Below are 26,323 nucleotides of genomic sequence, written 5' to 3' on the forward strand. Positions count from 1 at the left end.
TAAAATGATAAAATTAATCAAACCCTATATTAGTTTTAACGAAGTTGAAAATGAGTTTAAAGAAATATTTGCATCAGGCATATTTACAAAAGGTGAGTATGTTGAGAAGTTCGCTTCCGAAATTAAAAGATATGTTGGGAGTAAACACGCCTTTTTAATGACTTCCGCAACAACTGCTTTAACGATGTGTTTAAAAGTACTTGATATCCAGCAAGGAGACGAGGTTATTGTTTCCGATTTTTCCTTTCCGGCAACTGTCAATGTAGTAGAAGATCTAGGAGCTATACCGGTGTTTGCAGATGTTAGTCGTACCACTTTTAATATGGACCCGAATCAACTTGAAAAAAAAATAAGCAATAAAACGAAAGCTGTTATCTTTGTAGATGCTTTAGGAAATCCAAGCGGTATAACAAATATCAAATTAATATGTGAGAAATATAATATACCCTTAATTGATGATGCGGCATGTGCCATAGGCAGCAGTGAGAAAAACATTAAATCCGGCAGCCTTGCAGACCTTTCTTGTTTTAGTTTTCATCCCAGAAAATTACTAACAACTGGTGAAGGGGGGGCAATTACCACGAATCATGAAAAGTATGCTGAAAGATTGAAAATTAAACTTAATCATGGTGCAAAAATACAGGATGGCAAGTTTGATTTTATTGACTACGGTTATAACTATCGGTTAGCAGACATGCAATGTGTAATGGGGCTTAAGCAACTCCGAAAACTTGATTCAATTGTTAAAGAGAGAAACCATATTAAAAATGAATTTTGTGAAAAGTTAGAGCCTCTCGGTTTTATATCACAAAAAATCTCTCCGGAGGCAACTCATAACGTTCAATCGTTGGTATTTGTTATACCGGAAGGTGTGAATCGGGATGAGCTCATTGTTTTTCTTAAAGAAAAAGAAATTGAATCAACAATTGGCACATATTGTTTAAGCTCCACGTCTTATTATAGGAAAAAATATAATGACGCTCAGATTAATGCATCCTTCTTAGAAAAAAATACGATTACCTTACCGTGCTATCAAAATGTTGATGTAGATTATATTTGTACAAATATAAAACAATATGTCGAAAATTATAGAGGTTAAAATGAAGATCTCAAATGATGCGAGTTTAGAGCGGCGCTTAAAAAAAATATGTAATGAAAGTATTGAGCTCTTAAATTTAGACCTAAGCGGTCTAACTATTGTTACAGAAGCTGCAAGCGGCTTATTTATTACAACACCTTTAATCGCTTTAATGGCTGGGGCCAAAGAAGTAGTTTGTTTAACCAAAGATACGGTGTACGGTCAAGTTTCTGAGATCAAAAGTGAATTGTTGGAGTTGTCTCATCGTTGGGGGTTGAGCAATCCAACCATTATAACTGATCGAAGTAGTCCAGTTTTAAAAAACGCTGATGTTATTACCAATCTTGGCATGGTGCGTCCCCTAGATCGCAGTCTTTTGAATCATATCGGCCATCAGGTTGTAATCCCGTATATGTGTGAAGGTTGGGAGATTAGACCGGGTGATCTTGATTTTGCGTTTTGCCAAGAGGTTGACATTCCAGTGATGGGAACAAATGAAGATGCGCCTGAAATGATGATTTTTTCTCAATGTGGAATGTTAGCTTTGAAAATGACTTTGGAAATCGGACTTGAAGTTGCCGGTAATAAGATAGCAATCCTCAGCTCGGATCATTTTGGAAAAGTTATACATAAAACTCTAAGTAATGTAGGTGCTCATTGTAAGTTGTTTACAAGTACCAATCACTATGAAGGATTAGAAAAAGGGAAGTGGGATGCAGTAATTGTTGCGGAATATTGCAGGGGTGATGTAATTATTGGAAATGACGGAATTATATCTGGTACAAGGTTTAATGAACTGATAGAAAATACCTATGCAATCATTCAGCTCCTTGGGGTAAATGAAGTTGAAAAAATAAAAAAGTTAATGTGTAAAGTATATCCTGAAAAAACATTAGTACCACATAAAATGTCTAGAACTCTTGCGGATTTGGGGCCACGGCCATTAATATTACTACATGCTGCCGGATTAAAAGTAGGGGAAGCAATGGCGAGAGCCAGACAAAAAGGACTTAGTGGAGGCAAATTCTATCAAGAAGTACTCGGAAAATCTCCAAGTCAATTAATAGAATACATAGTTTAAAGGAAAAAAAGATCTTTCATATCATCTACTTGAATGACTTGAAAGATCCCTTTTGTTTAATTTAAACTCGATTCCTTATCCCAATCTACAATTCTTCAACATTAGACAGTCGATTCATCAGTCGGTGTATTTGCCTTTGGCGGCGAAGAGTCATTTTATTTATTGTTTATAGGTATAATTAAAATTATTTATTTCACCTCAGTTACTTGATCTTCAATAAACAAGTAATGAGTATTACATTTGCTGCAAACCAACTGGTTTTCTTTGGGCACAATATCTCCTCGACATTTGCATATTAGGCCTATGGTTTTAGCCGGCGAACCAAATACTTTTTTATGGGGGGAAACCGATTTTAAAACAACTGAACCAGTCCCAATCAAGCTAAAATCGCCTATATTTAGAAGGGGATTTATTGAGCAATTCACTCCTACCCATACATTATTTCCAATTGTGATAGTTCCAGCTATTGACGATCCAGCGGTAATTGTACAAGCTTTACCTATTACGACTGAATGAGCTATTTGAACCAGGTTATCAACTTTGGTTTCATTATGAATTGTTGTAAATTCTCCGAACAGACCTTTATCTATACAAACAGATGAACCGATTTCAACATCGTCCATAATTCTAACACCGCCAACATGTGGAAGCACTTTTCGTCTCCCATTTATATTTTTAACTTGAAAACCATCCCCCCCAATAACTGTATTTGGTTTTATAGTAACCCTATCGCCAATTATTGTGTTTGGCAAAACCACTACATTATCCATTATTTTGCATTCGCTCCCAATCACAACGGAATCGTGAATAATGGCCGATGATGCAATGATATTATTTGAACCTTGCTTGGAATTTAAGTTTTCAAAGTTACCGTTTTCGTAATAATGCATAAAAACGGTATAAAACAAATGTTCTGGGTTTTCAGAAGTCAATACATAGCTCTTATCTTCAATGCAATATTCTTCTAGTGATTTATGTACTATACATGCTCCTATGTTAGATTTATTAAAATCTTCGAGATATCTTTTATCAAGAACAAAGGACAGTTGGAGTTCAGGAACATTAGTAATTGATGAAAGAGTTCCGAACTTGCCTATTAATTTATCCTTCCCCAACAAGTGGGCCTTAAATCTACTAGATATTTCAGACAAAAGAATTTTATTTTGCATCCCTAATTCCATATACTCACCTCTATATAAATACAAAAAGTGCTTTAGACGAGCTTTCGTTATGAAAAATTCAATTACTCAGTACCTCATAAATTTTTTTAAGGAGTAAATTGATTGATAGCGTCGCATATATAGTCTATATTTTCTTTAGTTAGGGCGGGGTGAACTGGTATAGATACTACTTGTTGCGATACTGTTTCTGCACAAGGATAAACAAATATAGTTTTTCCTTTGAATTTTAAATACTCTATAATATTTTGCTGTTGGTGAATTGGTATTGGATAGTGAATTCCATAACCAATGTTTTTGTTCGATAAATATTTGACAAACTGGTCTCTATAATTGGTTTTTAAAGTAAATTGGTGATATACATGATCAGCCCGTGGATCTGTCTTTGGTAGTTTTACTAATGGGTTTTTAATACTTTTTAGATAGTAGTTTGCGTTTTGTTTCCGCAAATTATTCATTTCGTTTATCTTTTGTAGTTGTACAAGTCCGATAGCTGCTGATATGTTTGTTAAACGATAATTGAAACCTGTAACTTCATGAACATAACGATGAGTTGCACCATGATTTATTAATTTTTTACAAAATAGTATGAACTCTTCATTATCAGAAGTTATCATCCCGCCTTCGCCTGTTGTCATATTTTTGGTCGGATAGAAACTAAATGTCCCGCATACTCCAAATGACCCTACTGGCTTCATATCGTATTTAGCACCATGGGCTTGGGCGCAATCTTCAATAACGGTAATACCATTTGCATTAGCGATAGACATAATTTCATCCATTTGGCAAGGTTGCCCATACAAGTGAACTAGTAAAAGATACTTTGCATTGGGAGTTTTTAGGATTGCTTCTTTTAAATGTTTAGGAGATATGTTAAAGGTATCTTCATCAATGTCTACAAAGGAAGGGATAGCATCACAGTACAAAATTGCATTACTCGTCGCAATAAAAGAAAACGGGGTCGTCAGAACAATATCCCCAGGTTGAACTCCTGCTGCTTTTAACGCTATATGGAGAGCCACAGTTCCGTTACAAAGGGAAGCAGCGTGAGAATATTGAAAATGATGAGCAAATTGTTTTTCGAATTCAAACACAAGTTCACCCTGTGCTAAATTTCCCTTTTCCATTGTATCGGTCACAGCTTCAATTTCGCGCTGATCAATCATAGGTTTAGCAATAGGTATCATGGCATAGTCCACCTTCTGTGTATTTTAAAGGAATAGTAACTTGTTTTATAAAAAATATCGGTAGGATGGCTTTATAAAATTATAGCCCAAAATGTGTATGGGAAGTTGGTGGATATATCACTCGTTATCGAGAGATATCTAAGATTTTTTTACAAATGAAAAGAGCGGCTAAATACCGCTCTTTTCAGTATTAATCACTGCAGTTTATCCCCAAGCAAATTCAAAATGTCTCCAAATGTTTTGCAGCCTAATAAATGCTCTGAGGAAATTTCAGTATTTAAGTTATCATCGATTAGCGAAATTGTCTCAATAATGGCCATGGAATCCCAATTTCTTGAATCTTTAAGAACAAACTCAGGGTTCAGTTGTCCTTTACCCAACATTAAAATCTGTTCCTCAAACTGTGAAGTGAAATCAGCTATTGTCATCTTCATACCCCTCCGTATATTTGTGATCAGAACGACTTAAGTATTGGATTTCCAAACAACATTACATGAAGCCCAAGAATATCCGACTCCAAAGCCTACCAGCATTAATAAAGAAGAATTTTTAACCCGCCCTTGTAGTAGTTCGTTTTTAAGAGCAATAGGAATGGTGGATGAAACGGTATTACCGAAATTCTCAACACAAATAGAAAACTTCTGTTCGTCGATACTTAACTTTCTTCTAAGATGCTCTAACATATATTTATTAGCTTGATGGAAAATAAACAGATCGTAATCATCTTTTGTTTTATTAGACTTTTCAAGTAAATTTTGAATGGAACGAGGAACTTCTTTTAATGTGAAATTAAATACTTCGGGTCCATTCATGTATAAGTTTTTTCTCATGCGTACGTTGCCGAATGAATCTGTAGTCTCTTCAAGATTTACACTTGAAATAGGCTCTTTAAGGGCACCGGCTGGAACGATTAGATTGTCGGCACCTCTACCGTCTGTCCCGAAATCGAAAGGGCCGATTAAATCTTCCTCTGAATTAGTAGATGAAACAAGGGTTGCGGTAGCTGCATCGCCAAAGAGAACTTTAACACTTCGGTCAAGAGGATGAATATACTTACTGTAAGTATCAGATGTAATTAAGAGAATATTTTTTGCGGCTCCGGATTCGATCAATCCTTTTGCAATTGATAATCCATAGACATATCCGGAGCATCCTAAATTATAATCGAATGCACCACACGTTGTAGATAAGCTAAGCCGACTTTGCAGTAAACATGCAGTTGTAGGAAGAAAGTGATCGGGAGATTGTGTGCAATAAAGTAAGAAATCGATGTCTTCTTTTTCGCATATTTTAGAATTAAATAATTTTTCGGCCGCCATATAGGCTAAATCTGAGGCTAGTTCATTGTCCTTAGCAATGTGTCTGGTTAGTATCCCAATTTTTTCGGTCAATTTGTCGTTTGCAGGATTGGATTCGATCTGCTGAGGGCAGTAGTATTCAATTCCTTTAATATATGCCTTTACCAATGATAACACCTCAGTTCTGAAATTCGGCACTAACTTATATATCGGTAGCGATTACTTAAAGATAAAGATGAAGACAGCAAAATGATGTGTGTATTTTTTTGCCATAGTGTTACAAGGCTTCAAGAGTTTCGAAATTTTAATCATCACTTTTAAACATAGTTGTATAACCGGCCAATATTCAAAGTGGTCCTCCGGATAACGAAATAAACTTATTCAAAGACCCCTGTGGACAATGTGCATAACTCTGTTGATAACTTCGCGAAAAATGTCGATAAACCGCGACACAACAGGCTTTTGGACTGTGAGTATTTTATTAACGCCATGTTAATACTCGAATTTTCGAAATATTTCACCAACACGGCCAAGTTCGATTGACAGCGGGGAGCGGGGGATGATATATTCGAATTGTGAGCGATGCTTGCAGTTATTTGATAATGAAGGGAATGTTTTACATGCAAGGTAAAGTTAAATGGTTTAACGCAGAAAAAGGTTACGGTTTCATCGAGCGTGAAGACGGTGGCGACGTATTTGTACACTTCTCCGCAATCCAAACCGATGGCTTCAAAACTCTGGAAGAAGGCCAATCCGTTGAGTTCGATATCGTAGAGGGCGCACGCGGTCCTCAAGCGGCTAACGTCATCAAGTTGTAATCATCCGGCCGGTTTCGGCCGCTCGTAATAGATGGTTATTGTTTGAAGAAAATTAGCGCGAACTTGATCACACCCTTGGGGAATCCAAGGGTGTTTTTCGTGCGTCTGGACCTTATCAGAAAAAGCCATAAGGAAGCGTTTACACGTCTGTCATAAATTGTCCAAATATTTTGTAAATTTTCCTCGAATTTTATGAAGGATTTTTGAAGGCGGGGGGTGAATATAGTATAATGTAAGTATGAAAGGAGGAGTCGCACATGAAATTCAACATTCGCGGTGAAAACATCGAGGTAACAGAAGCGTTGAAAGACCATGTCGAGAAAAAATTAGGCAGACTGGAACGCTACTTTGAAGCTCCCCCTACATCTGAAGTCAATGTCACTCTGAGCGTTGTGAAAGGCATGCAAACCGTTGAGGTGACGATTCCGCTTACGGGCCTTATGCTGCGGGCGGAGGAGAAGCACGCCGATATGTACGCAGCCGCCGATCTGGTTGTGGACAAGTTGGAACGTCAAATTCGCAAGGCCAAAACAAAAGCCAATCGCAAAATTCGCCTGGACGGCGGCATTAAAGATCTGTTCCGGATGGAACTGCCCGACGCTTCCTATTCCCTAGAGGATGAAGATGATTACGAGTTGGTGCGGACGAAGCGTTTTACGCTGAAGCCGATGGATGTGGAAGAGGCGATTTTGCAAATGAACATGGTAGGCCATAATTTCTTCGTTTTCTCCAATTCCGATACCGAGCAAGTCAACGTGGTCTACAAACGCAATGACGGAAAATATGGCCTCATCGAGCCGGCTAGATAAACCGTCCGATTACTTAAGAAAAGAACCGAGCTTGTTCGAACGCTTCAGCGGTGCATCTAGCGATGCCTGCGCGTTCGGGCAGGCTCTTTTTTAGTAGATTCGGGAAATCGGGGCAGGTTTGTTGCGGTGAAAGGCGCAAACTGTTACAATTTAGGATAGGTTATTTTTTTTAATAAGGAAGGGGATTAGCAACATGCTAGGACTCGTTAAAAAAATATTTGGCGATTCGAATGAGCGTGAATTGAAGCGCATGTGGAAAGCCGTGGAATACATTAATTCTCTCGAACCTTCGATCGAACCGCTTTCCGATGAACAGCTGCGAGGCAAAACCGTTGAATTCCGTGAGCGTCTGGAAAAAGGCGAAGATCTGGACGATCTGCTGCCGGAAGCTTTCGCCGTTGTGCGCGAAGCGTCCAAGCGCGTTTTGGGCAAGCGTCACTATGACGTGCAGTTGATTGGCGGTATGACGCTGCATGAAGGCAAAATCGCGGAGATGCGTACAGGGGAAGGTAAGACGCTGGTCGGTACGCTTCCGGTGTATTTGAATGCGCTCCTCGGCAAGGGCGTGCACGTCGTTACGGTCAACGATTACTTGGCCCAACGGGATAGCGGCGAGATGGGCCAAATCTATGAATTCTTGGGGATGTCCGTCGGGGTTAACCTGCCGAACCTGTCGCATGATGCGAAGCAGCAGGCTTATGCTTGCGACATTACCTACGGAACGAACAACGAGTTCGGTTTCGACTATTTGCGTGACAACATGGTCGTGTACAAAGAACAAATGGTACAGCGTCCGTTGTACTATGCGGCGATTGACGAAGTGGACTCGATCTTGGTCGACGAAGCCCGTACGCCGTTGATTATTTCCGGACAGGCTGCCAAATCGACGGATCTGTATTATATTGCCGATCAGGTCGTCAGCCGGTTGGAAGAGGAAGACTTTACGGTCGACGAGAAGCTCCGGTCTGTTGCTTTGACCGAACCGGGAGTGGCGAAGGTGGAACGCGCCTTCGGTATCGAAAACTTGTTCGATCACGACCACGTGCAGATCAACCACCATATTCAGCAAGCTTTGAAAGCACACATCATCATGCGCCTCGATGTCGACTATGTCGTACATGATGGCGAGATCGTAATCGTAGACGAATTTACCGGCCGTTTGATGACAGGCCGCCGTTACAGCGAAGGGCTTCATCAGGCGATTGAAGCCAAGGAGAAGCTGCAGGTGCAGAACGAGTCGATGACGCTCGCGACGATCACGCTGCAGAACTACTTCCGGATGTACCGCAAGCTGTCCGGGATGACCGGTACGGCGAAGACGGAAGAAGAAGAATTGAAGAAAATTTATAACCTGGACGTTATTGTCGTTCCGACCAACAAACCGATGATCCGGAAAGACATGCCGGATGTCGTGTACAAGTCGGTGGCCAGCAAATTCCGTGCGGTCGTAAGCGAGATCGTGGAGAAGCATAAGAACAACCAGCCGGTGCTCGTCGGTACCGTATCAATCGAGAACTCGGAGCGGTTGTCCGAGATGCTGAAGAAGAAAGGCATTCAGCATAAAGTATTGAATGCCAAATATCATGCGGAGGAAGCGGAAATTGTCGCACGCGCGGGTCAACCGGGCTCCGTGACGATCGCAACCAACATGGCTGGGCGCGGTACGGACATTGTGCTCGGCGATGGAGTACCACAAGCCGGAGGTCTGCATATTATAGGTACGGAGCGGCACGAAAGCCGCCGGATCGACAACCAGCTCCGCGGCCGTGCAGGCCGTCAGGGCGACCCGGGTTCGTCCCAGTTTTACTTGTCGCTGGAAGATGAGCTCATGCGCCGTTTCGGAGCGGAGAACATCATGGGCATGATGGACCGTCTTGGGTTCGAGGAAGATCAACCGATCGAGAGCAAGCTGATCTCCAGAGCGATCGAATCGGCTCAGAAGCGGGTCGAAGGCAACAACTTCGACGTGCGGAAAGTCGTCCTCCAATACGACGACGTCATGAACCAGCAGCGGGAAATCATCTACAAGCAGCGCCGCGAAGTGATCGAGTCCGAGAACATTCGCGACATCGTGCTTGGCATGATGATGCCGGTGATCGATCGGGTCGTCGAAGCGCATTGTCCGGCAGATCTCGTTCCGGAAGAGTGGGATTTGCAGGCGATCGTCGACTACGCGAACGGCACGTTCCTGCACGAAGGCCAGTTGACCAAAGACGAGCTGTGGGGTAAAGAAAAAGAAGAGACCATCGAGTATATGAAAGATCTCTTGAAACGTCTCTATGAAGAGCGCGAGGAGCAGATCGGACCGGAGTTCATGCGCGAGTTCGAAAAGGTTGTCGTGCTCCGTGCGGTCGACAGCAAATGGATGGACCACATCGATGCGATGGATCAGCTCCGTCAAGGGATTCATCTTCGGGCGTACGGCGGTACGGACCCGCTGCGCGAATACCAGTTCGAAGGTTTCGAGATGTTCAATGAGATGATTCAAAGCATCCAGGAAGAAGTTTCGACGTACATCATGAAAGCTCATGTGGAAACGAACCTGGTGCGCGAAGCGGTGGTCGATGAGCACGAGATGGCCACGAACGGCGAACCGGCGCCGAAGCAGCCTATGGTAAGCGAAGACCGGATCGGACGCAACGATCTGTGTCCTTGCGGCAGCGGGAAGAAGTATAAACAGTGCCACGGCGTGTAGCTTTAAATGTCTGGTGAGCCAATGGCGCGGTAAATGTATAGGAAGCGGGAGGTCGGGGCATCGCTCCGGTCTCCCTTTTCGGTAACAGGGTGCAAAATTAACGGATAGAGGTGCTGAATCATGTTAGAAGCGGATGTAAAACGGGATTTGCAAGAAACGGCCAAGCGATTGGCTGAGCTTAGGGGGTCTCTTTGACTTAGATCTGAAGCTGGATCAGGTCGCGGATTATGAAGAGAAGATGTCGGCGCCGGATTTTTGGGACGACAACGAGCGGGCGCAGAAGGTGATCGGAGAAGCGAACGGGATCAAAAGCGTAGTCGACGAGTTCCAGGCGTTAGCTTCGGAATACGAAGACCTCGAGGTCATGGCCCAGCTCATGCAGGAGGAGCAGGACGACAGCATGGCGGGCGAAATTGAGGCCGGGATCGCTTCCCTCGTTAAGAAACTGGAGAACTTCGAGCTGCAGCTGCTGCTCAGCCAGCCGTACGATCGTTTGAATGCGATTCTGGAGCTTCATCCAGGGGCGGGCGGTACGGAATCGCAGGACTGGGCGGAGATGCTGCTGCGCATGTACCGCCGCTGGGCCGAGAAGCGTGACTTCAAAGTCGAGGTGCTCGACTATCTGCCGGGTGATGAGGCCGGTGTGAAAAGCGTGACGCTGCTTATTAAAGGGTACAACGCTTATGGTTATTTGAAGGCGGAAAAAGGCGTACACCGCTTGGTGCGTATTTCGCCGTTCGATGCTTCAGGGCGCCGCCATACGTCGTTCGTCTCGTGCGACGTAATGCCAGAAATTGATGATGACGTGGAAATCGAGATCCGTACGGAGGATCTCAAGGTCGATACGTACCGCTCCAGCGGAGCGGGCGGGCAGCATATCAATACGACGGACTCGGCGGTACGGATTACCCACATTCCGACGGGCGTCGTTGTCAGCTGCCAGACGGAGCGTTCGCAGATTAAGAACCGCGAGCGCGCGATGAAAATGCTCCGGTCCAAGTTGTACGAGAAAAAAATCGAGGAGCAGCAAAAGCATCTCGCGGAAATCCGCGGCGAAGTATCCGACATCGCATGGGGTAGCCAGATCCGCTCGTACGTATTTCATCCGTACAGTATGGTCAAGGATCACCGGACCCAAGAGGAAACCGGTAATGTCGGCGCGGTAATGGACGGCGATTTGGACGCATTTATCGACGCCTATTTGCGCCAGCAAATCAATAAACCGGATAAAGAAAACGGCGCATCATAAAATGAAACAGGTAAGCTCATCCTACACGTTAGTAACGGCTTCATATTCCGCTGGCTTTGCCAACTCCCAAGGGAGTTTCGGCTCGGCCAGGGAAGAAGCCGAAACTGGCGTGTAGTTTTTTTATGCAGGGGGAGAGCGGATGTCGGTAATCGAAGGCACCGGAAGATCGGGCAGACGGATGGGATGGAAGGGGCGGGAAGCTGCTGCTCTGCCCCGCTGGCAGGGCTTGCTTAAGGAATACGGCCTCCTGCTCATCGGTTCGCTCCTAATTGCGGTCAGCTTTAACGCATTCTTGAGCCCGAACCGGGTGGCATCGGGCGGGGTGACGGGCATCAGTATCATCGTTCAGACGCTGTTCGGCTTTGAACCGGCCTATACTCAATGGACTCTGAACATCCCGCTGTTTCTTGCCGGTACTTTGCTGCTGGGAAGGCAGTTCGGCGCCAAGACGGCGGTCGGGTCGGTAGTGCTCCCCCTTATGGTTCTGCTGACGCGCGGGTTTCCTGCCTTGACGAACAATTTATTGCTTGCCAGCATTTACGGCGGCATTCTCATCGGGATGGGACTGGGGCTTGTGTTTCGGGGCCGGGGATCGACAGGGGGCTTGGATTTGGCCGCGCAGCTGATCCACCGATACACCGGCCTCAGCCTCGGACTATGCGTTGCGATGCTTGACGGGCTGGTCATTTTATCGGCGGGTATCGTGCTGTCCCCGGAAAAAGCAATGTATGCACTCATCGGGTTGTTTGTGACAAGCAAAACGATCAGTGTCGTGCAGATCGGGTTGAATTACTCCAAAGTAGCTTTTATCGTCTCGTCGGCTTCGGACAAGATTCGGGAAGCGATTTTGCATGAGCTGGATCGGGGGCTGACGGAGCTGGAAGCCAAAGGCGGGTATACCGGCCAAAGCCGTGCGGTGTTGATGGTTGTGGTCGGGCAAACGGAAGTGATCCGGTTGAAAACGTTGGTCCGGAAGCTGGATCCGGAGGCTTTTGTCATTCTAAGCGATACGAACGAAGTGCTGGGGGAGGGGTTCAAGCTGATGGGCTCTGGAGCGGGGCCTTAGGAAGATTAAGGCGGCCGCGGGCGGGTTAACCGCACGAAGCCGCTCCATAAGGTTGGGGTGAAAACCGTTTGACCGGCTAGTCGCCGGATGGCCTCGTTATTCTCTCCGGATGCGAATACACATTGAACGAACTGCCGCGAATAAAGCCGATAACGGTAATGCCCAGCTCATCGGCAAGCTCTAGTGCGAGGTCAGTCGGCGCAGACTTGGAAAGCAGCGTGCCGACGCCCATTTTGGACGTCTTGAGCAGCACCTCCGAGCTGACGCGCCCGCTGAAGGCGACGACTTTGTCCTTCATCGATAAACGCTCCCGCAAGCAGTGACCGAACACTTTGTCGAGCGCGTTGTGGCGGCCGATATCCGTGCGGCAGACGAGCAGGCGATCCGGGGAGCAGAGAGCGGCGTTATGCACCCCGCCCGTTTCGCGAAACAGGTCCGAGCCGTCCTGCAGCTGCCGGATCAAGCCGATACATTGAGCCGGAGTAATCGTCTGCCGCGACATAATGGTCTTGGCCGTGCGGACATCGCTGCGAAAATAAAACTGGCGGCCTTTGCCGCAGCACGAGCCGATGAACCGCTTGGAATGATCCGGGCTGCGGCCTCGCTCCGGGTGGAGCAGGCGGACTCGGGCCAAGCCCCGGCGAGGATCGACGGCAAGCCCGATTACCTCGTCCGCCGTTCGGATGACGCCTTCGGAGGCGAGAAAACCGAACGCCAAATCTTCCAGATCGGTCGGCGTGCAGACGATGGTCGCAAACTCCTCTCCGTCGAGCTCCAAAGTAAAAGGCCGCTCCGCAGCGATCCGATCAGTCTGTGCTTGAAGCTTTTCTCCGTCATAATGCCAGACGGTCCGGCCCGCCGCCGAATGCTCCTTATCCATAGACCTCACCCGCTTTCCGTTTCCAGCTCTTCAATGCGCCGTTCCACGTACTTCGTATCCTTGAAGGCGTGGTAGGTCTCCGCTTTTTCCACGATGACCGTCGTATTGTATTCCGGAATGCCAGCGAACGGCTCATATACCCCTTTCGGGATCAGCACATTCCCTTCCGGCCAATGGACTTCGATGTTGCCTTCCTTGATACGTTCCCATTTTACCCGGCCGTGAAACGATCCGTACCGGTTGTAGACGACAATGGCGTCGCCTTCCCGAAGCTGAAGCATCCGCCCGTCCAGCTCGTTCATCAGCACGTCGTACCGGTCTGCGCCGTTGAACGGATCGGTCTCGCTGTAGACCATCGAATTGAACTGCTTGCCCCGGCGGGTCGTCACGTAAAAATGCCCCTCCGGCTTGCGCAGCTCAGGCAGCTCAATCGGCAGCAGCGTTCCCCGGCCATCCGGCGTCGGGCAAATGCCGCCCTCGCAGAGCCAGGCGCCGCCCCACTGAAACACGTCGCCGCGATGGCGCAAGTGCTGAATGCCGTCGTAATTGGGCGCGGCCAGAGCGATTTCCTCGCGGATCGCGAAGGCGTCTTCGCAGCCGATTAAGTGCTTCGCACCCGGTTTGACGCGGGCGGCGAGATCGACGTAGATGGCCCATTCCGCCCTAGCCTCCGGCATCCGGGGCCCTTCGATTTCCGGCGAGAAATACACCATTCGCTCCGTTGAAGTGGATGTCCCTCCGCCAGGCTGCTCGTAGCGGGTCTTGGCGGGAAGGACGATAACCGTTTCTTTCGCATCGACCAGAGTCGACGTGTTTAGAATAATATCCTGATGTACGCGGAGCTCGACATTGGCGAGGCAGCGCTCCACAAATTCCGGGTCCGGCATCGTTTCCAGAAAGTTGCCGCCGGACGTATAGAATACCTTCAGCTTCCGCTCATGATCTTCCGGCAGCAGCGCATTTTCCAGCGATACGCCGACGATGTCCCCCTGCCATTTCGGCAGCGGGAAGTTCCACAGCCGCTCGATCCGCTCGATGTCGCCGCCTTTGAACTCGCCGCCCGGCAGGCTGAACGGGTCGGCGCCCATCTCGCCCGAGCCCTGCACGCCGCTGTGGCCGCGGATCGGCATTAGGCCGCAATGCTCGCGGCCCAGAAACCCGCGCAGCAAGGCCAGATTGGCCACCTGCGAAATATTGTCCGTGCCGAAGCGGTGCTGCGTCAGCCCCATGCTCCACACGAATACGGCCGACTTCGCGGCAGCGAGCATTCGGGCGAATTCTCCCATGCGCTCGCGGGTTAAGCCTGATGACGATTCGAGCAGCGTCCAGTCCTGGCGCATCACGTGGGCCCGCAGCTCTTCATACCCGTTCGTATGCGCCCGGACGAAATCGTGATCGACGGCCGAGCCCGGATCGGCATCCTCCATCTCGAACCAATGCTTCATGACGCCGTTCATAAAAGCGATATCCCCGCCGATATGAACTTGGTAGAAGTCGTCGGTCAGCTTGGTGCCGAACAAAGCCGATTCCGCAATCGACGGAATCCAGTATTGGTCCATGGACGGCTCATAGTACGGGTTGATGACGACGATCTTCGTCCCTTTCCGCTTGGCCGCATACATGTACTTCGTCGACACCGGCTGGTTGTTCGCCGCCACACTGCCCCAGAAGACGAGCACGTCCGTGCCGATCCAGTCTTTGTAGCTGCAGCTCGAAGCTCCGATACCGACGGACCGTTTCAACGCCGTTTTGGACGGAGAATGGCAGATGCGCGATGCGTTGTCGATATGATTCGTCCCTAGAAACCGCGCTATCTTGGCCGCCGTGTAATACGATTCGTTCGTGATGCCGCGCGCCGTCAAATAGAAAGCGAGCTGCTTGGGATCAATGCTGCGGATTTTGGCGGCAATCTCGTTAAGAGCTTCATCCCACGTAATCCGGCTGAACCGGCGTTCGCCTTTGCGGCGGATAAGCGGATACGGCAGCCGTCCGAGCTTGCGCAGCGCGGTGCTGTCTAGCCGCCGCAGCTCGTCGATATCCGCATGCAGCACTTCTTCCCGGATCGCCGGCATCGTGTTCAGCCGCAGTACGTTGAGTCGAGTGGTACACAGGTGCGGGCCGTTCAGCGTCTGATCGTACAGTCCGGAGACGCCGAGCGCGCAGCCGTCGCAGACGCCCTGAGTCAAGATGCGGGCGGCATAGGGGAGCTGATCGCGGTTGTCCCAGAATGCTTTGAACGTATCGCGGATATGCCGCGGCTTGATCCGGTTCAGGCCGAACGGCACCTTGCTGACCCACAGCGACGGATCAGGGCGGGAAGGGAGCGAGATGCGCCCGGTATGCTTTGTAGAACCCATAGAAAGAAGACCACCTTTTCGTGAAAATGGGATAAAAAAAGCCGCAAAGATGCAGCTCCCCATTTCCGAACGGTTGCGGAAGGCGAGAGCGGATCTGTTGCGGCGGTTAGTCTTGAGCAGGTTCGCTGCCAAGTGCCAACGGCACATATGCAATTATAAGGGCGGAGGAGATCCGTCCACTTGATGCACAAATTTGCTACACGCTGAATTTTTTCTCAATATCTTCGTCAAATACGAAAATGCTCATGCCGATATCTTTGTCGAGGTCGATATCTACGAACAGATCGACGAAGTTTGCGCCGAGCAGCTTTTCCATTTCTACCGGCCGGTGCAAGCGATACATTTCCTTGACCATTTCGGTGCGTGCTGAACGCAGCGCCTGCTTGCCGTCAGCGGCGGAAGCGATGAATTTTTCGACGGGGGACAGGTTGCCCTCCATCTCGCAGATGGCCCAATGCTTGCAGAACGTCGTGCGAATCTCCCGCGGGCCTTTGCCCATATGGCGTTTTCGAAACGCTTTCACCAAATTGCCGAATTCGGCCTCTACCTTGTTCATGCGGAACAACTCCGTTTACGGCGACGTTTTGCTTCATAAATTTTATCATGGGGGAAGCTTCAGTTCAAGATGGTCTGGGATAGGACATACGCTTGCCTCCGGTACAATGTAAAACGTTTGGCAGCAGTGAGCTTTTTCACCCGGGTGGGACAGCGGGACCGGGCGACGGATAGGGCAAAAATCTCGTTGAATTATTATGCTTCAGAATGTATAATAATACATAGTTTGCAAGTGGAGGGACGGAACATGACTACGAAATTAAGAGCGGCGATCGTTGGGTCAACCGGTTATGGCGGTGTGGAGCTCATCCGGCTTTTGCTGGCGCATCCGAATGTGGAGATTACCTCGGTAATTTCCTCCTCGAGCGCCGGAGCGCCGATTGCGGACGGCTATCCGCATTTGAATCAAATTTTGACGGACCGGCTGGATGCGGTCGATGTCGAGCTGATCCGAAGCAAAGCGGACGTCGTCTTCTTGGCAACGCCACATGGGGTCAGCACCGAGCTGTCGCCGAAGCTGCTGGATGCCGGACTGAAGGTCATCGATATTTCCGGGGATTTCCGCCTGCAATCGGGCGACGTATACGAGACGTGGTATAAGCATAAGCCGGCCGATCCGGAATATTTGAAGAAAGCCGTTTACGGGCTGTGCGAGGTGTTCGGAGAAGAAGTGCGAGGGAAGGACTTCATTTCCAATCCGGGCTGCTATCCGACGGCCACGCTGCTTGGTCTGGCGCCGCTTGCGGCAAGCGGCTGGATCGATACGAAATCGATCATCGCAGACGCGAAGTCGGGTGTATCGGGCGCGGGACGCGGTCTCAGCCTGCTCGTGCATTATTCGGAAATCAACGAAAACTTCCTGGCGTATAAAGTGAACAAGCACCAGCATACACCGGAGATTGAGCAGGCGCTGAGCCGGCTTGCAGGGGAAGAAGTCGTGATGACGTTCACGACGCATTTGGTGCCGATGACGCGCGGTATTTTATCTACGATTTATGTGAATCTCAAAAGCCCGCAGAGCGAGGACGACATTCGCGAGCTGTACCGTCAATATTATGAGGGACGTAAGTTCGTGCGCATCCGGGACAAGGGGAAATACCCGGCGACGAAGGAAGTCTGGGGCTCGAACTATTGCGATATCGGGCTGTCGCTCGATTCGCGCACGGGGCGCCTGACGATCGTGTCGGTTATCGATAATGTAGTCAAAGGGGCGGCCGGGCAAGCCGTTCAAAACTTGAATTTGATGATGGGCTGGGATGAAGCGACGGGTCTCGCTTTCACTCCGGTATATCCATAACGTAAGGGAACAGGTGAAGAAAGCGATGGCGACAAAAGTTAACGATACGTTTACGATAGTGCCGGACGGCTCCGTGACGACGCCCAAAGGGTTTCGTGCGGGTGGGCTGCACTGCGGATTGAAAAAAACGGAGCGCCACGATCTCGGCGTGATTGTGTGCGAGGTGCCCGCAGAAGCGGCAGGCGTTTATACGCTGAATCAGTTTCAAGCGGCTCCCCTGAAGGTGACGCAAGAGAGCATTGCGCAGGGTGGCAAGCTGCAGGCGATGCTGGTGAACAGCGGCAACGCCAATGCCTGCACGGGCCAACAGGGTGAAGACGATGCGCGCGCGATGCGTGCGGCGGGAGCCAAAGCGTTCGGCGTAGCCGAGCATCTGGTCGGCGTCACGTCCACGGGCGTGATCGGCGAGCTGCTGCCGATGCCGAAGGTGCTCGGAGGCATCGAGAAGCTTCCGGCGGCTGTAAGCGCGGACGGCGGGGACGACTTCTGCCAGGCGATTTTAACGACCGATCTGGTCAAAAAAGAAATTTGCGTTCGCGTGACGGTCGGTGGACGTACCGTGCATATTGCCGGGGCGGCGAAGGGATCGGGCATGATCCATCCGAACATGGCGACGATGCTCGGGTTTATGACGACCGACGCGAATATCGAAAGCGCCGAGCTGCAAAAGCTGCTGAACGACGTCACCGATTCAACGTTCAACATGATTACTGTGGACGGCGACACGAGCACGAACGATATGGTTGTTGTCATGGCAAGCGGACTGGCAGAGAACGAGCGCTTGACGCCGGAGCATGCGGATTGGGCGGCGTTCAAGGCCGCATTCAACCATGTCGGCGAGTACTTGGCCAAGGCGATTGCGCGGGACGGCGAAGGCGCGACGAAGCTGATCGAGGTCACGGTGGCGAACGCGGATTCGCGTGAAGCGGCACGGGCGATTGCGAAGACGGTCATCGGCTCGAGCTTGGTGAAATCCGCTTGCTTCGGTGCCGATGCCAACTGGGGACGCATCATTGCGGCGGTCGGCCGCGCCGGGTACCCGGTGAAGACGGAAACCGTCGACATCCGCCTCGGCGATATTGTCGTGCTGGAGCAATCGCGTCCGGTGAAGTTCGACGAGGAGCGGGCTGCGGAATACTTGAAGGGCGATCTCGTGCTCATCCATGTCGACCTGCATATGGGCGAAGCGTCGGCGACGGCGTGGGGCTGCGATTTGACCTATGACTACGTGCGAATCAACGCGGCGTACCGGACTTAACCTGAAGCTCGGCGATAATGGGCGAAAACAAACCACCCGCAACCCCAGTGTTGCAAACCGGTGAAACGATAAAGGGGAACGGTTCGGATGAGCAATTGTTTTGTGATGAAATGCGGCGGCAGTACGCTTGCGGCGCTGCCGAAGCTTTTTTTCGACGATTTGAAGCGGCTGCAGGCGGAAGGCATCGTTCCCGTCATCGTGCACGGCGGCGGTCCGGCGATCTCGGATACGCTCGGCAAGCTGGGCATTGAGTCCGAATTCGTGAACGGCCTTCGCAAAACGAACGAAGCCGTCCTCGATGTGGTCGAAATGGTGCTGGCAGGACAAATTAACAAAGAAATCGTCCGCAAAATCCAGCTTTCCGGGGCGAAAGCGCTCGGCTTGTCCGGTGTCGACGGACATCTGATCGAGGCGGCGCCGGTGGCGAACGCGCACGAGATCGGGCTCGTCGGCGACGTGACGCAGGTGAACGCGGAGCTCGTGCAGGGTATCGTGGCGATGGGCTACATTCCCGTCATCGCGCCGGTCGGCATCGGAGCCGACGGCGGCCAACGCTACAACATCAACGCCGATACGGCGGCAGGCGCGGTCGCTTCGCACTTGGGAGTGGAGCGGATGATCGTCGTGACGGACGTACCCGGCATTATGAAGACGGTGGACGGCGAGAAGCGGGTTCTTCCTTCGGTCACCGTCCGCGAGATCGACGAAATGATCCCCAGCGGCGAAATTTACGGCGGCATGATTCCGAAAGTGCGCGCGGCGGTACAGTGTATTCAAGGCAAGGTGCGCGAAGTTGTCATCGTCAATGGCGCAGAGCCGGAAGTGCTCAGCCGGGCGCTGAAGGACGGCGGAATCGGCACCCGCATTGTGAAAGAATAAATTGCATTCATTCTAAATTGATCCGAGACAAAGGAGTGAACGACATGGGAGAGGCTCAAAGCGCATTGTTTCCGAACTACGCACGGTATCCTTTTACGTTTGTGAAGGGGGACGGCAGCCGTCTGTGGGATGAGCATGGCAAGGAGTATCTGGATTTGATGTGCGGGCTGGCGGTGACGAACCTCGGGCATGCGCCGAAGCAGGTGACCGAACGGCTGAAGGAGCAGGTTGATACGCTCTGGCATACGAGCAACCTGTTCTACATTCCGAACCAGGAGAAGCTGGCTCAGCTTCTCGTGGACAACAGCTGTGCCGATGCGGTGTTTTTCTGCAACAGCGGAGCAGAGGCGAACGAAGCAGCGATCAAGCTGGCGCGGCGTTATTTCAACAAGGTGCTCGGCCAGCCGCAGCGCTACGAGATCATTACCTTCGACATGTCGTTCCACGGCCGGACGCTGGCTACGCTGACGGCAACGGGACAGGATAAAGTGAAAGAGGGCTTCGCGCCTCTGCCGGAAGGCTTCGTCTACGCGCCGTACAACGACGCGGACGCTTTGGAGAGGCTGATCGGCGACCGGACGTGCGCGATCATGCTTGAGCTGGTGCAGGGTGAAGGCGGCGTCAATCCGGCGGATACTGCGTTCGTGAAGCGGGTGGCGGAGCTGTGCAAGCAGCACGGGCTGCTGCTCATTCTGGACGAGATTCAGACCGGTATGGGACGGACGGGCAAGCTGTTTGCCTATGAGCATTACGGCATCGAGCCGGATTTGTTTACGCTGGCCAAAGGGCTGGGCAGCGGCATGCCGATCGGCGCGCTGCTCGGCAAAGCGAAGCTGCGCGAAGCGTTCACGGCCGGTAGCCACGGCTCCACCTTCGGCGGGAACTACTTGTCCACCGCGGCGGGTATTGCGACCGTTGAGACGATGCTGGCGGAGAAGCTGCCGGAGCGGGCGGCGGAGCTGGGAAGTTATATTATGAGCGAGCTGCAAACGAAGCTGGCGGACAATCCGCTGGTAGGTCAGATCCGCGGGCTTGGGCTGCTGATCGGCATCGGTTTGACCGTGCCGGCGGCGGAGCTGATCTCGGAAATTCACGGGCAGGGCGTGCTCGTCGTATCCGCGGGACCGAACGTGATCCGTTTGGCGCCGAGCTTGTTGATCTCGAAGGAAGATTTGGATCGCGGGCTGGAGACGATTTGCAGCGTATTGGCGAAGAAAGCCGCAGCCGCTGTATAGGCTGACAAAGAAACGCATACCGAAAGGAGAGACATCCATGGCGGGAACGGCACAACAAGATTTGGCGGTTCAGCTCAGAGGGCGCGATTTTATCGGCTTGGTTGACTACGCGCCGGAAGAGATTCAATATTTGATCGAGCTCGCAGTCGAGCTCAAAAGAAAGCATAAAGCAGGGGAAGCGTATCAGCCGCTCAAAGGCAAAACGCTTGGCATGATTTTCGAAAAATCGTCCACGCGGACGCGGGTATCTTTTGAGGTAGGGATGTATCAGCTTGGGGGGCATGCGCTGTTCCTCAGCAAGAACGATCTGCAAATCGGCCGCGGCGAATCGATTCACGATACGGCGCAGACGCTGTCGCGTTATTTGGACGGCATCATGATCCGCACCTTCGCGCACCGCACGGTCATCGAACTGGCGCGGGCCGCAACGGTGCCGGTAATCAACGGATTGACGGATTTGTCCCATCCGTGCCAGGCGCTGGCGGATTACCAGACGATTTATGAGAAAAAAGGCCGTCTGCAAGGCCTCAAAGTGGCCTATATCGGCGACGGGAATAATATGGTACACTCCTTATTGATGGGCGCGGCCAAGCTTGGCGTCAATTTCGCCGTAGCGACACCGGAAGGCTACGAGCCGGACAGCGAAGTGCTGCGTCAATGTAAGGAAAGTGCTGCCAAAATGGGAGCGACCATTCACGTGGGAGCCGACCCGAAAGAAGCGGTGGCGGATGCGGACGTCATTTATACGGACGTGTGGGCCAGCATGGGCTTCGAGGCGGAGCAGAAGGAACGGGAGATCGCGTTCAAAAACTATCAGGTCAACGACGAGCTCGTAAAATATGCAAAAAAAGATTTCTTGTTCATGCACTGCTTGCCGGCGCACCGCGGGGAAGAAGTATCCGAAGGGGTCATCGACGGACCGAACTCCGTCATCTTCGATCAGGCGGAAAACCGGCTGCATGCGCAAAAGGCAGTCATGGCAGCGATCTTGTAATATTCGGAAAGCTTACAATTAAAGGAGAGCGGGAACCACATGGCAAAGCAAAAAATCGTATTGGCCTACTCCGGCGGCCTCGATACGTCGATCATTCTGAAATGGCTGAAAGAAACGTACGATGCCGAAATCATCGCTTTTACCGCGGATATTGGACAAAAGGAAGAGCTGGACGGCTTGGAGGAGAAAGCGCTGAACACCGGCGCCTCCAAAGTATACATCGACGACCTGCGTGAAGAATTCGCCCGCGATTTCATTTATCCGATGTTCCAATCAGGCGCGCTCTATGAAGGGCAATACCTGCTCGGCACCAGCATCGCGCGGCCGCTGATCGCGAAGCGTATGGTCGAAATCGCGCGCGCGGAAGGCGCTACGGCGATTGCGCACGGCGCTACGGGCAAGGGCAACGATCAAATCCGCTTCGAGCTGACGGCTGCGGCGCTGACGCCGGAGATCGAGGTCATCGCGCCTTGGCGTCTGGAGCAGTTCCGCGAGCAGTTCCCGGGCCGGGCCGAAATGATTGCTTACGCCGAGAAGCACGGCATTCCGGTCACCGCTTCGGCGGCCAAGCCGTACTCGATGGACCGCAATCTGCTGCACATCAGCTATGAGAGCGGCGTGCTCGAAGATCCGTGGTTCGACGCGAGCGCACCGGAGAACAAAGACATGTACCTGCTGAGCGTGGACCCGGAGGATGCTCCGGACCAAGCGGAATATGTCGAACTGGAGTTCGAGCAGGGGAACTGCGTGGCCGTGAACGGCGAGCGTATGATTCCGCTGCAGGTGATGGAGAAGCTGAACGAACTGGGCGGCAAGCACGGGATCGGCCGCGTTGACATGGTGGAGAACCGCTTCGTCGGCATGAAGAGCCGCGGCGTGTACGAAACCCCGGGCGGCGCCATTCTGTTCTCCGCTCACCGCAAGATGGAATCGCTCACGATGGACCGCGAAGTCATGCATCTGCGCGACTCGCTCATCTCGCGTTACAGCTCGCTTGTGTACAACGGCTTCTGGTTCGCTCCGGAGCGGCTTGCGCTGCAGGCGCTCGTATCTGAGAGCCAGAAGAACGTGAGCGGCACGGTACGCCTCAAGCTGTACAAAGGCAACGTGATCGCCGCCGGTGTGAAGAGCCCGGTCAGCTTGTACAACCCGCACATTGCGACGATGGAAGCCGACCCGACGCAAGCGTACAACCAAGGCGATGCGACAGGCTTCATCCGTTTGAACGCGCTGCGTTTGCGCGTCGCTTCCGGCGTCGAGCAGAACGCGGCGAAATAAATCGCGGCAGGCGAGAAGCCGGCCATCATCAGCCTGTAACACTTCGAGCCTTAGGGTTTTCCGTCAGCGGGAAGCCCTAAGGTTGTGTATACCGGGCAGCACTCATTCGGTGCATACGATATCGAAAAAGGGGGACGCTGATATGTCCAAGCTGTGGGGCGGACGGTTTACGAAAAAGACGGACCAACTGGTCGAAGAATATACGGCGTCGATCCTGTTCGACAAGGAGCTGGCCGAGGAGGATATCCAAGGCAGTCTGGCGCATGTGACCATGCTGGGCAAATGCGGCATTCTTCCGGCAGACGACGTGGAGAAAATCAAGGACGGTTTGCTTAAGGTGCAGAGCGTCATTCGTCGTGGCGAAATGGAATTTTCTATTAGCGACGAAGACATTCATATGAACATCGAGAAGTCGCTGATCGACGAGGTGGGCCCGGTCGGAGGCAAGCTGCACACCGGCCGCAGCCGCAACGATCAGGTAGCCACGGATATGCACTTATGGCTTCGCAAACGGGTCGTAGAGTTTGTCGGTCTGCTGAACAAGGTGCAGGAAGCGCTGATCGGACAAGCGAAAGCGAACCTCGATACGATCGTGCCGGGCTACACACATTTGCAGCGGGCGCAGCCGATTTTGTTCGCTCATCATTTGATGGCGTACGTATCGATGTTCCAGCGCGACATCGAGCGTCTGCAGGACAGCTACAAGCGCGTGAACGTGCTGCCGCTGGGCGCCGGGGCGCTGGCCGGAACGACGTTCCCGATCGACCGTCACTTCGTGGCAGAGCAGCTCGGCTTCGACGGCGTGTACGAGAATTCGCTGGACGCGGTAAGCGATCGCGATTTTATTCTGGAGTTCCTGTCGAACGCGGCGACGATTATGATGCACCTGTCGCGCCTCAGCGAGGAGTTCGTGCTGTGGTCCAGCACGGAGTTCCGGTTCATCGAGCTGGATGACGCTTTCTGTACCGGCAGCAGCATTATGCCGCAGAAGAAAAATCCCGATGTCGCCGAGCTTGTGCGCGGCAAAACGGGCCGTGTCTACGGCAATCTGTTCGGCCTCCTGACCGTGCTGAAGTCGCTGCCGCTCGCTTACAACAAGGATATGCAGGAAGACAAAGAAGGCATGTTCGATACGGTTCGCACGCTGCAGGGTGCGCTGCAATTGTTCGCGCCGATGATCAGCACGATGAAGGTGAACAAGGACCGGATGCGCCAAGCCGTCAACCAGGACTTCTCCAATGCGACGGATATCGCGGACTACTTGGTGAACAAAGGAATGCCGTTCCGTCAAGCGCATGAAGTCATCGGCAAAACGGTGCTTTACTGTATCCAAAATCAAAAGTATTTGCTCGACCTTAAGCTGGAAGAGTTCCATCAATTTTCCAAGCAATTCGATCAGGACATTTACGACGTGCTGCAGCCGGAAAGTGTCGTAAACGCCCGCAACGTCTACGGCGGTACCGCCGCGGCGCAGGTGAGTCAAGCGATCGAACGGGCGGAAGCCGTTCTGGCTGGCTCGTCGGCTTGGTTCGAGGAATATTTCGCGAAAAGCAGGTAAATAAGTTCAAAACCCCCATCCGCAGAAGGGCGGCTATATCAGCCGAATGCCTTCAGACGGGCTGGGGGTTTTTCGTGTCTACACACGGTCACCGGAAAGTCGGTCCGCGGACGCCGTCCTCGATAAGCGGCGCAGGCGACTCTCCTGGCGGAGGCGACGTACGGTCAAGGGTTCCCGAGCCGCCGCCGGAAGCGATCACGGTCGGCTGGGCGTGGTAGGTATCGCGTGAAACCTTTTCCTGCGAAATAACGACGCCGTTTTGTTTTTTATTTCGGAACGTTTCGACGACATACCCGGGCTTTCCTTGCATGACGATTTCCTGTTTGCCGCTCGGCAGCGTCGGATTCAGCACGTACTTGACCGGCGGCGCCAACGTTTCGAGCGTCTTCGACTCGATTTCGTAGGTGATGTCCGGAGGCGTCTGGCCGAACAGCTTCACGGTGACGCTGCGCTCGTCCGAGGAGGTACGAATCAGCAAATAATGGTCCGTCGAGTTGCGGAATTTGAAATTGATGTGGCCGGTGGCGAACGTGGCGTCCTGCCCCAGCGCGACATAGCTCACGGGGAGCGAATGATTCCGCCGCTCTACGACGGCCAGACCCGCCCGCAGGACGGCGTTGTACAGCGTCGACGACACCTGGCAGATGCCGCCGCCGATGCCGGGAACGAGCTTGCCGTTCACGATGACAGGCGCTTCTTTGAAGCCGAAACGCTTCTCCGTCCGTTCGATGAACGGAGCATAGTCGAATACCTCGCTCGGCTTCAGCAGCACATCCTGCAGGGAAGCGGCCGTCGAACGGACGTTGTGCACCCGTCCTTCGATGCTGATGGCGGCTGGGGCCGGTGGGGATACAGTCGTGAACTCGCCGACTTTGTGTATAATTCCCTGCGCGCGCAGCGCTTGCTCCGTAATGGCCGGCTCCTGCGTTCGCATTGGAACGTCCAGCAAGATGGCGGCAGGCGCCTGCCGGACGGATTCGGGTGCTGCGGCAACGGCTCCCCAGTCCGGCAGCGCCGCTTGGAGCCGGCTTAACAACTGCCCTTCATCGACCCGTTCGACACGGGCCTCGGGCACGTAGCTGATGGCGTCGTTCGCGTCGATCAGCCGCTTCGCATCGGTAGGCTTACGGGCATAAACCTGCGGGAACGCCTCGCTCAGCGCGGCCTGCAGCTTGTCTGCGGATAGCACGGGCGTCAGCGCAAGCGAGGCTCCCCGCAGCCGCCAGCGGGCCGCTGCCCGCCGGTACGGCGGCCCTTCCCGAACGGGCCGAAGCTGCGCCAGCAGCTCCTGGCCGTCGATTTCAAGCCCAAGCTGCCGGAGCGTCCGCTCGGCGCTGCCGCCTCCCGGCACGGTCAGCCGAACCTTTTGCTCCAGCAGCGCCGACGTTTTCGAAGCAAGCTGACGCTCGAGCTCCGGCCAGGACAGGCCCCCGATCGGCCAGCCTGCAACACGCGCGCCTGCAGGAACCCGGGCGAGCGACCCGTAGGCGGTAACCGACAGGAAAATGATCAGCATCAGCGTCAGCGTGCCGATCCAGATCCAGTGAAAACGCAGATTCCATCGTGGCATGAC

General features: G+C 51.8%; 22 protein-coding genes. 14 read left to right on the forward strand and 8 right to left on the reverse strand.

The features are described 5' to 3' along the window. Window positions 1–4 precede the first annotated feature (4 nt). Window positions 5–1,099 (forward strand): DegT/DnrJ/EryC1/StrS family aminotransferase, encoded by a 1,095-nt coding sequence (locus tag ET33_RS15280; protein ID WP_036682957.1) that lies wholly within the window; start codon window positions 5–7, stop codon window positions 1,097–1,099. Window position 1,100: 1 nt separating this feature from the next. Beyond that, window positions 1,101–2,159 carry a hypothetical protein gene (locus ET33_RS15285; RefSeq protein ID WP_036682959.1) on the forward strand — a complete coding sequence of 353 codons (1,059 nt, stop codon included), beginning with the start codon at window positions 1,101–1,103 and terminating at the stop codon, window positions 2,157–2,159. Window positions 2,160–2,347: 188 nt separating this feature from the next. On the opposite strand, the gene ET33_RS36415 is transcribed toward ET33_RS15285, so the two are convergent. From ET33_RS36415 to ET33_RS15305, 4 genes are all read right to left on the reverse strand, one after another. Continuing rightward, complete coding sequence (locus ET33_RS36415; protein WP_051775356.1) at window positions 2,348–3,340, reverse strand: UDP-3-O-(3-hydroxymyristoyl)glucosamine N-acyltransferase; 993 nt, start codon at window positions 3,338–3,340, stop codon at window positions 2,348–2,350. An 86-nt stretch (window positions 3,341–3,426) separates the two neighbouring features. Then, complete coding sequence (locus tag ET33_RS15295; RefSeq protein ID WP_036682964.1) at window positions 3,427–4,524, reverse strand: DegT/DnrJ/EryC1/StrS family aminotransferase; 1,098 nt, start codon at window positions 4,522–4,524, stop codon at window positions 3,427–3,429. A 194-nt stretch (window positions 4,525–4,718) separates the two neighbouring features. Continuing rightward, entirely contained in the window at window positions 4,719–4,952 is a 234-nt protein-coding gene (locus ET33_RS15300) for a hypothetical protein (protein ID WP_036682966.1), read from the reverse strand. 36 nt (window positions 4,953–4,988) lie between these two features. Further along, complete coding sequence (locus ET33_RS15305) at window positions 4,989–5,990, reverse strand: ketoacyl-ACP synthase III (protein ID WP_036682969.1); 1,002 nt, start codon at window positions 5,988–5,990, stop codon at window positions 4,989–4,991. Between the two features lie 452 nt (window positions 5,991–6,442). On the opposite strand from ET33_RS15305, the gene ET33_RS15310 reads away from it, so the two are divergent. The 5 genes from ET33_RS15310 (at window position 6,443) to ET33_RS15330 (ending at window position 12,459) form a co-directional block, all read left to right on the forward strand. After that, the gene (locus tag ET33_RS15310) at window positions 6,443–6,640 is read left to right on the forward strand and encodes a cold shock domain-containing protein (protein ID WP_036682971.1); all 198 of its coding nucleotides are present in this window, start codon (window positions 6,443–6,445) and stop codon (window positions 6,638–6,640) included. 257 nt (window positions 6,641–6,897) lie between these two features. Beyond that, entirely contained in the window at window positions 6,898–7,449 is a 552-nt protein-coding gene (hpf, locus tag ET33_RS15315; protein WP_036682973.1) for a ribosome hibernation-promoting factor, HPF/YfiA family, read from the forward strand. A gap of 193 nt (window positions 7,450–7,642) precedes the next feature. Next, window positions 7,643–10,144: a preprotein translocase subunit SecA gene (secA, locus tag ET33_RS15320; protein WP_036682976.1), complete on the forward strand. Its 2,502-nt coding sequence runs from the start codon at window positions 7,643–7,645 to the stop codon at window positions 10,142–10,144. A 120-nt stretch (window positions 10,145–10,264) separates the two neighbouring features. Beyond that, window positions 10,265–11,393 (forward strand): peptide chain release factor 2 gene (gene prfB, locus ET33_RS15325; protein WP_152570641.1). Its coding sequence is split into 2 segments (ribosomal slippage): window positions 10,265–10,336 and window positions 10,338–11,393, totalling 1,128 coding nucleotides; the frame shifts between segments, so codons are not numbered across the junction. Between the two features lie 178 nt (window positions 11,394–11,571). Then, window positions 11,572–12,459 (forward strand): YitT family protein, encoded by an 888-nt coding sequence (locus tag ET33_RS15330; protein ID WP_036683177.1) that lies wholly within the window; start codon window positions 11,572–11,574, stop codon window positions 12,457–12,459. A gap of 76 nt (window positions 12,460–12,535) precedes the next feature. Here ET33_RS15330 and fdhD read toward each other — a convergent pair whose 3' ends face one another. From fdhD to ET33_RS15345, 3 genes are all read right to left on the reverse strand, one after another. Beyond that, window positions 12,536–13,339 carry a formate dehydrogenase accessory sulfurtransferase FdhD gene (fdhD, locus tag ET33_RS15335; RefSeq protein ID WP_036682981.1) on the reverse strand — a complete coding sequence of 268 codons (804 nt, stop codon included), beginning with the start codon at window positions 13,337–13,339 and terminating at the stop codon, window positions 12,536–12,538. 5 nt (window positions 13,340–13,344) lie between these two features. Continuing rightward, a complete protein-coding gene (locus ET33_RS15340) occupies window positions 13,345–15,696 on the reverse strand; it encodes an FdhF/YdeP family oxidoreductase (protein WP_036682986.1) in 2,352 nt (783 codons plus the stop codon). 196 nt (window positions 15,697–15,892) lie between these two features. Further along, window positions 15,893–16,252, reverse strand: coding sequence for a DUF2294 domain-containing protein (locus tag ET33_RS15345; protein ID WP_036682988.1), 360 nt, complete (start codon window positions 16,250–16,252; stop codon window positions 15,893–15,895). A 246-nt stretch (window positions 16,253–16,498) separates the two neighbouring features. Between ET33_RS15345 and argC the strand changes: the two genes are divergently transcribed. The 7 genes from argC to argH all read left to right on the forward strand — a co-directional run bounded on the left by argC (window position 16,499) and on the right by argH (window position 24,750). Then, entirely contained in the window at window positions 16,499–17,548 is a 1,050-nt protein-coding gene (gene argC, locus ET33_RS15350; protein WP_036682992.1) for an N-acetyl-gamma-glutamyl-phosphate reductase, read from the forward strand. A 25-nt stretch (window positions 17,549–17,573) separates the two neighbouring features. Then, window positions 17,574–18,806 (forward strand): bifunctional glutamate N-acetyltransferase/amino-acid acetyltransferase ArgJ, encoded by a 1,233-nt coding sequence (argJ, locus tag ET33_RS15355; protein WP_036682995.1) that lies wholly within the window; start codon window positions 17,574–17,576, stop codon window positions 18,804–18,806. A gap of 87 nt (window positions 18,807–18,893) precedes the next feature. Further along, window positions 18,894–19,685 (forward strand): acetylglutamate kinase, encoded by a 792-nt coding sequence (argB, locus tag ET33_RS15360; protein ID WP_036682997.1) that lies wholly within the window; start codon window positions 18,894–18,896, stop codon window positions 19,683–19,685. A gap of 44 nt (window positions 19,686–19,729) precedes the next feature. Beyond that, a complete protein-coding gene (locus ET33_RS15365) occupies window positions 19,730–20,920 on the forward strand; it encodes an acetylornithine transaminase (RefSeq protein WP_036683001.1) in 1,191 nt (396 codons plus the stop codon). Between the two features lie 37 nt (window positions 20,921–20,957). Continuing rightward, window positions 20,958–21,914 (forward strand): ornithine carbamoyltransferase, encoded by a 957-nt coding sequence (gene argF / locus ET33_RS15370; protein WP_036683005.1) that lies wholly within the window; start codon window positions 20,958–20,960, stop codon window positions 21,912–21,914. Between the two features lie 39 nt (window positions 21,915–21,953). Then, window positions 21,954–23,192 (forward strand): argininosuccinate synthase, encoded by a 1,239-nt coding sequence (locus ET33_RS15375; protein WP_036683008.1) that lies wholly within the window; start codon window positions 21,954–21,956, stop codon window positions 23,190–23,192. A 142-nt stretch (window positions 23,193–23,334) separates the two neighbouring features. Continuing rightward, window positions 23,335–24,750 carry an argininosuccinate lyase gene (gene argH / locus ET33_RS15380; RefSeq protein ID WP_036683012.1) on the forward strand — a complete coding sequence of 472 codons (1,416 nt, stop codon included), beginning with the start codon at window positions 23,335–23,337 and terminating at the stop codon, window positions 24,748–24,750. Between the two features lie 88 nt (window positions 24,751–24,838). On the opposite strand, the gene ET33_RS15385 is transcribed toward argH, so the two are convergent. Continuing rightward, window positions 24,839–26,320 carry a VanW family protein gene (locus ET33_RS15385; protein WP_051775357.1) on the reverse strand — a complete coding sequence of 494 codons (1,482 nt, stop codon included), beginning with the start codon at window positions 26,318–26,320 and terminating at the stop codon, window positions 24,839–24,841. Window positions 26,321–26,323: the final 3 nt, after the last annotated feature.

This window comes from Paenibacillus tyrphae (genome assembly GCF_000722545.1).
GTDB lineage: Bacteria > Bacillota > Bacilli > Paenibacillales > NBRC-103111 > Paenibacillus_G > Paenibacillus_G tyrfis.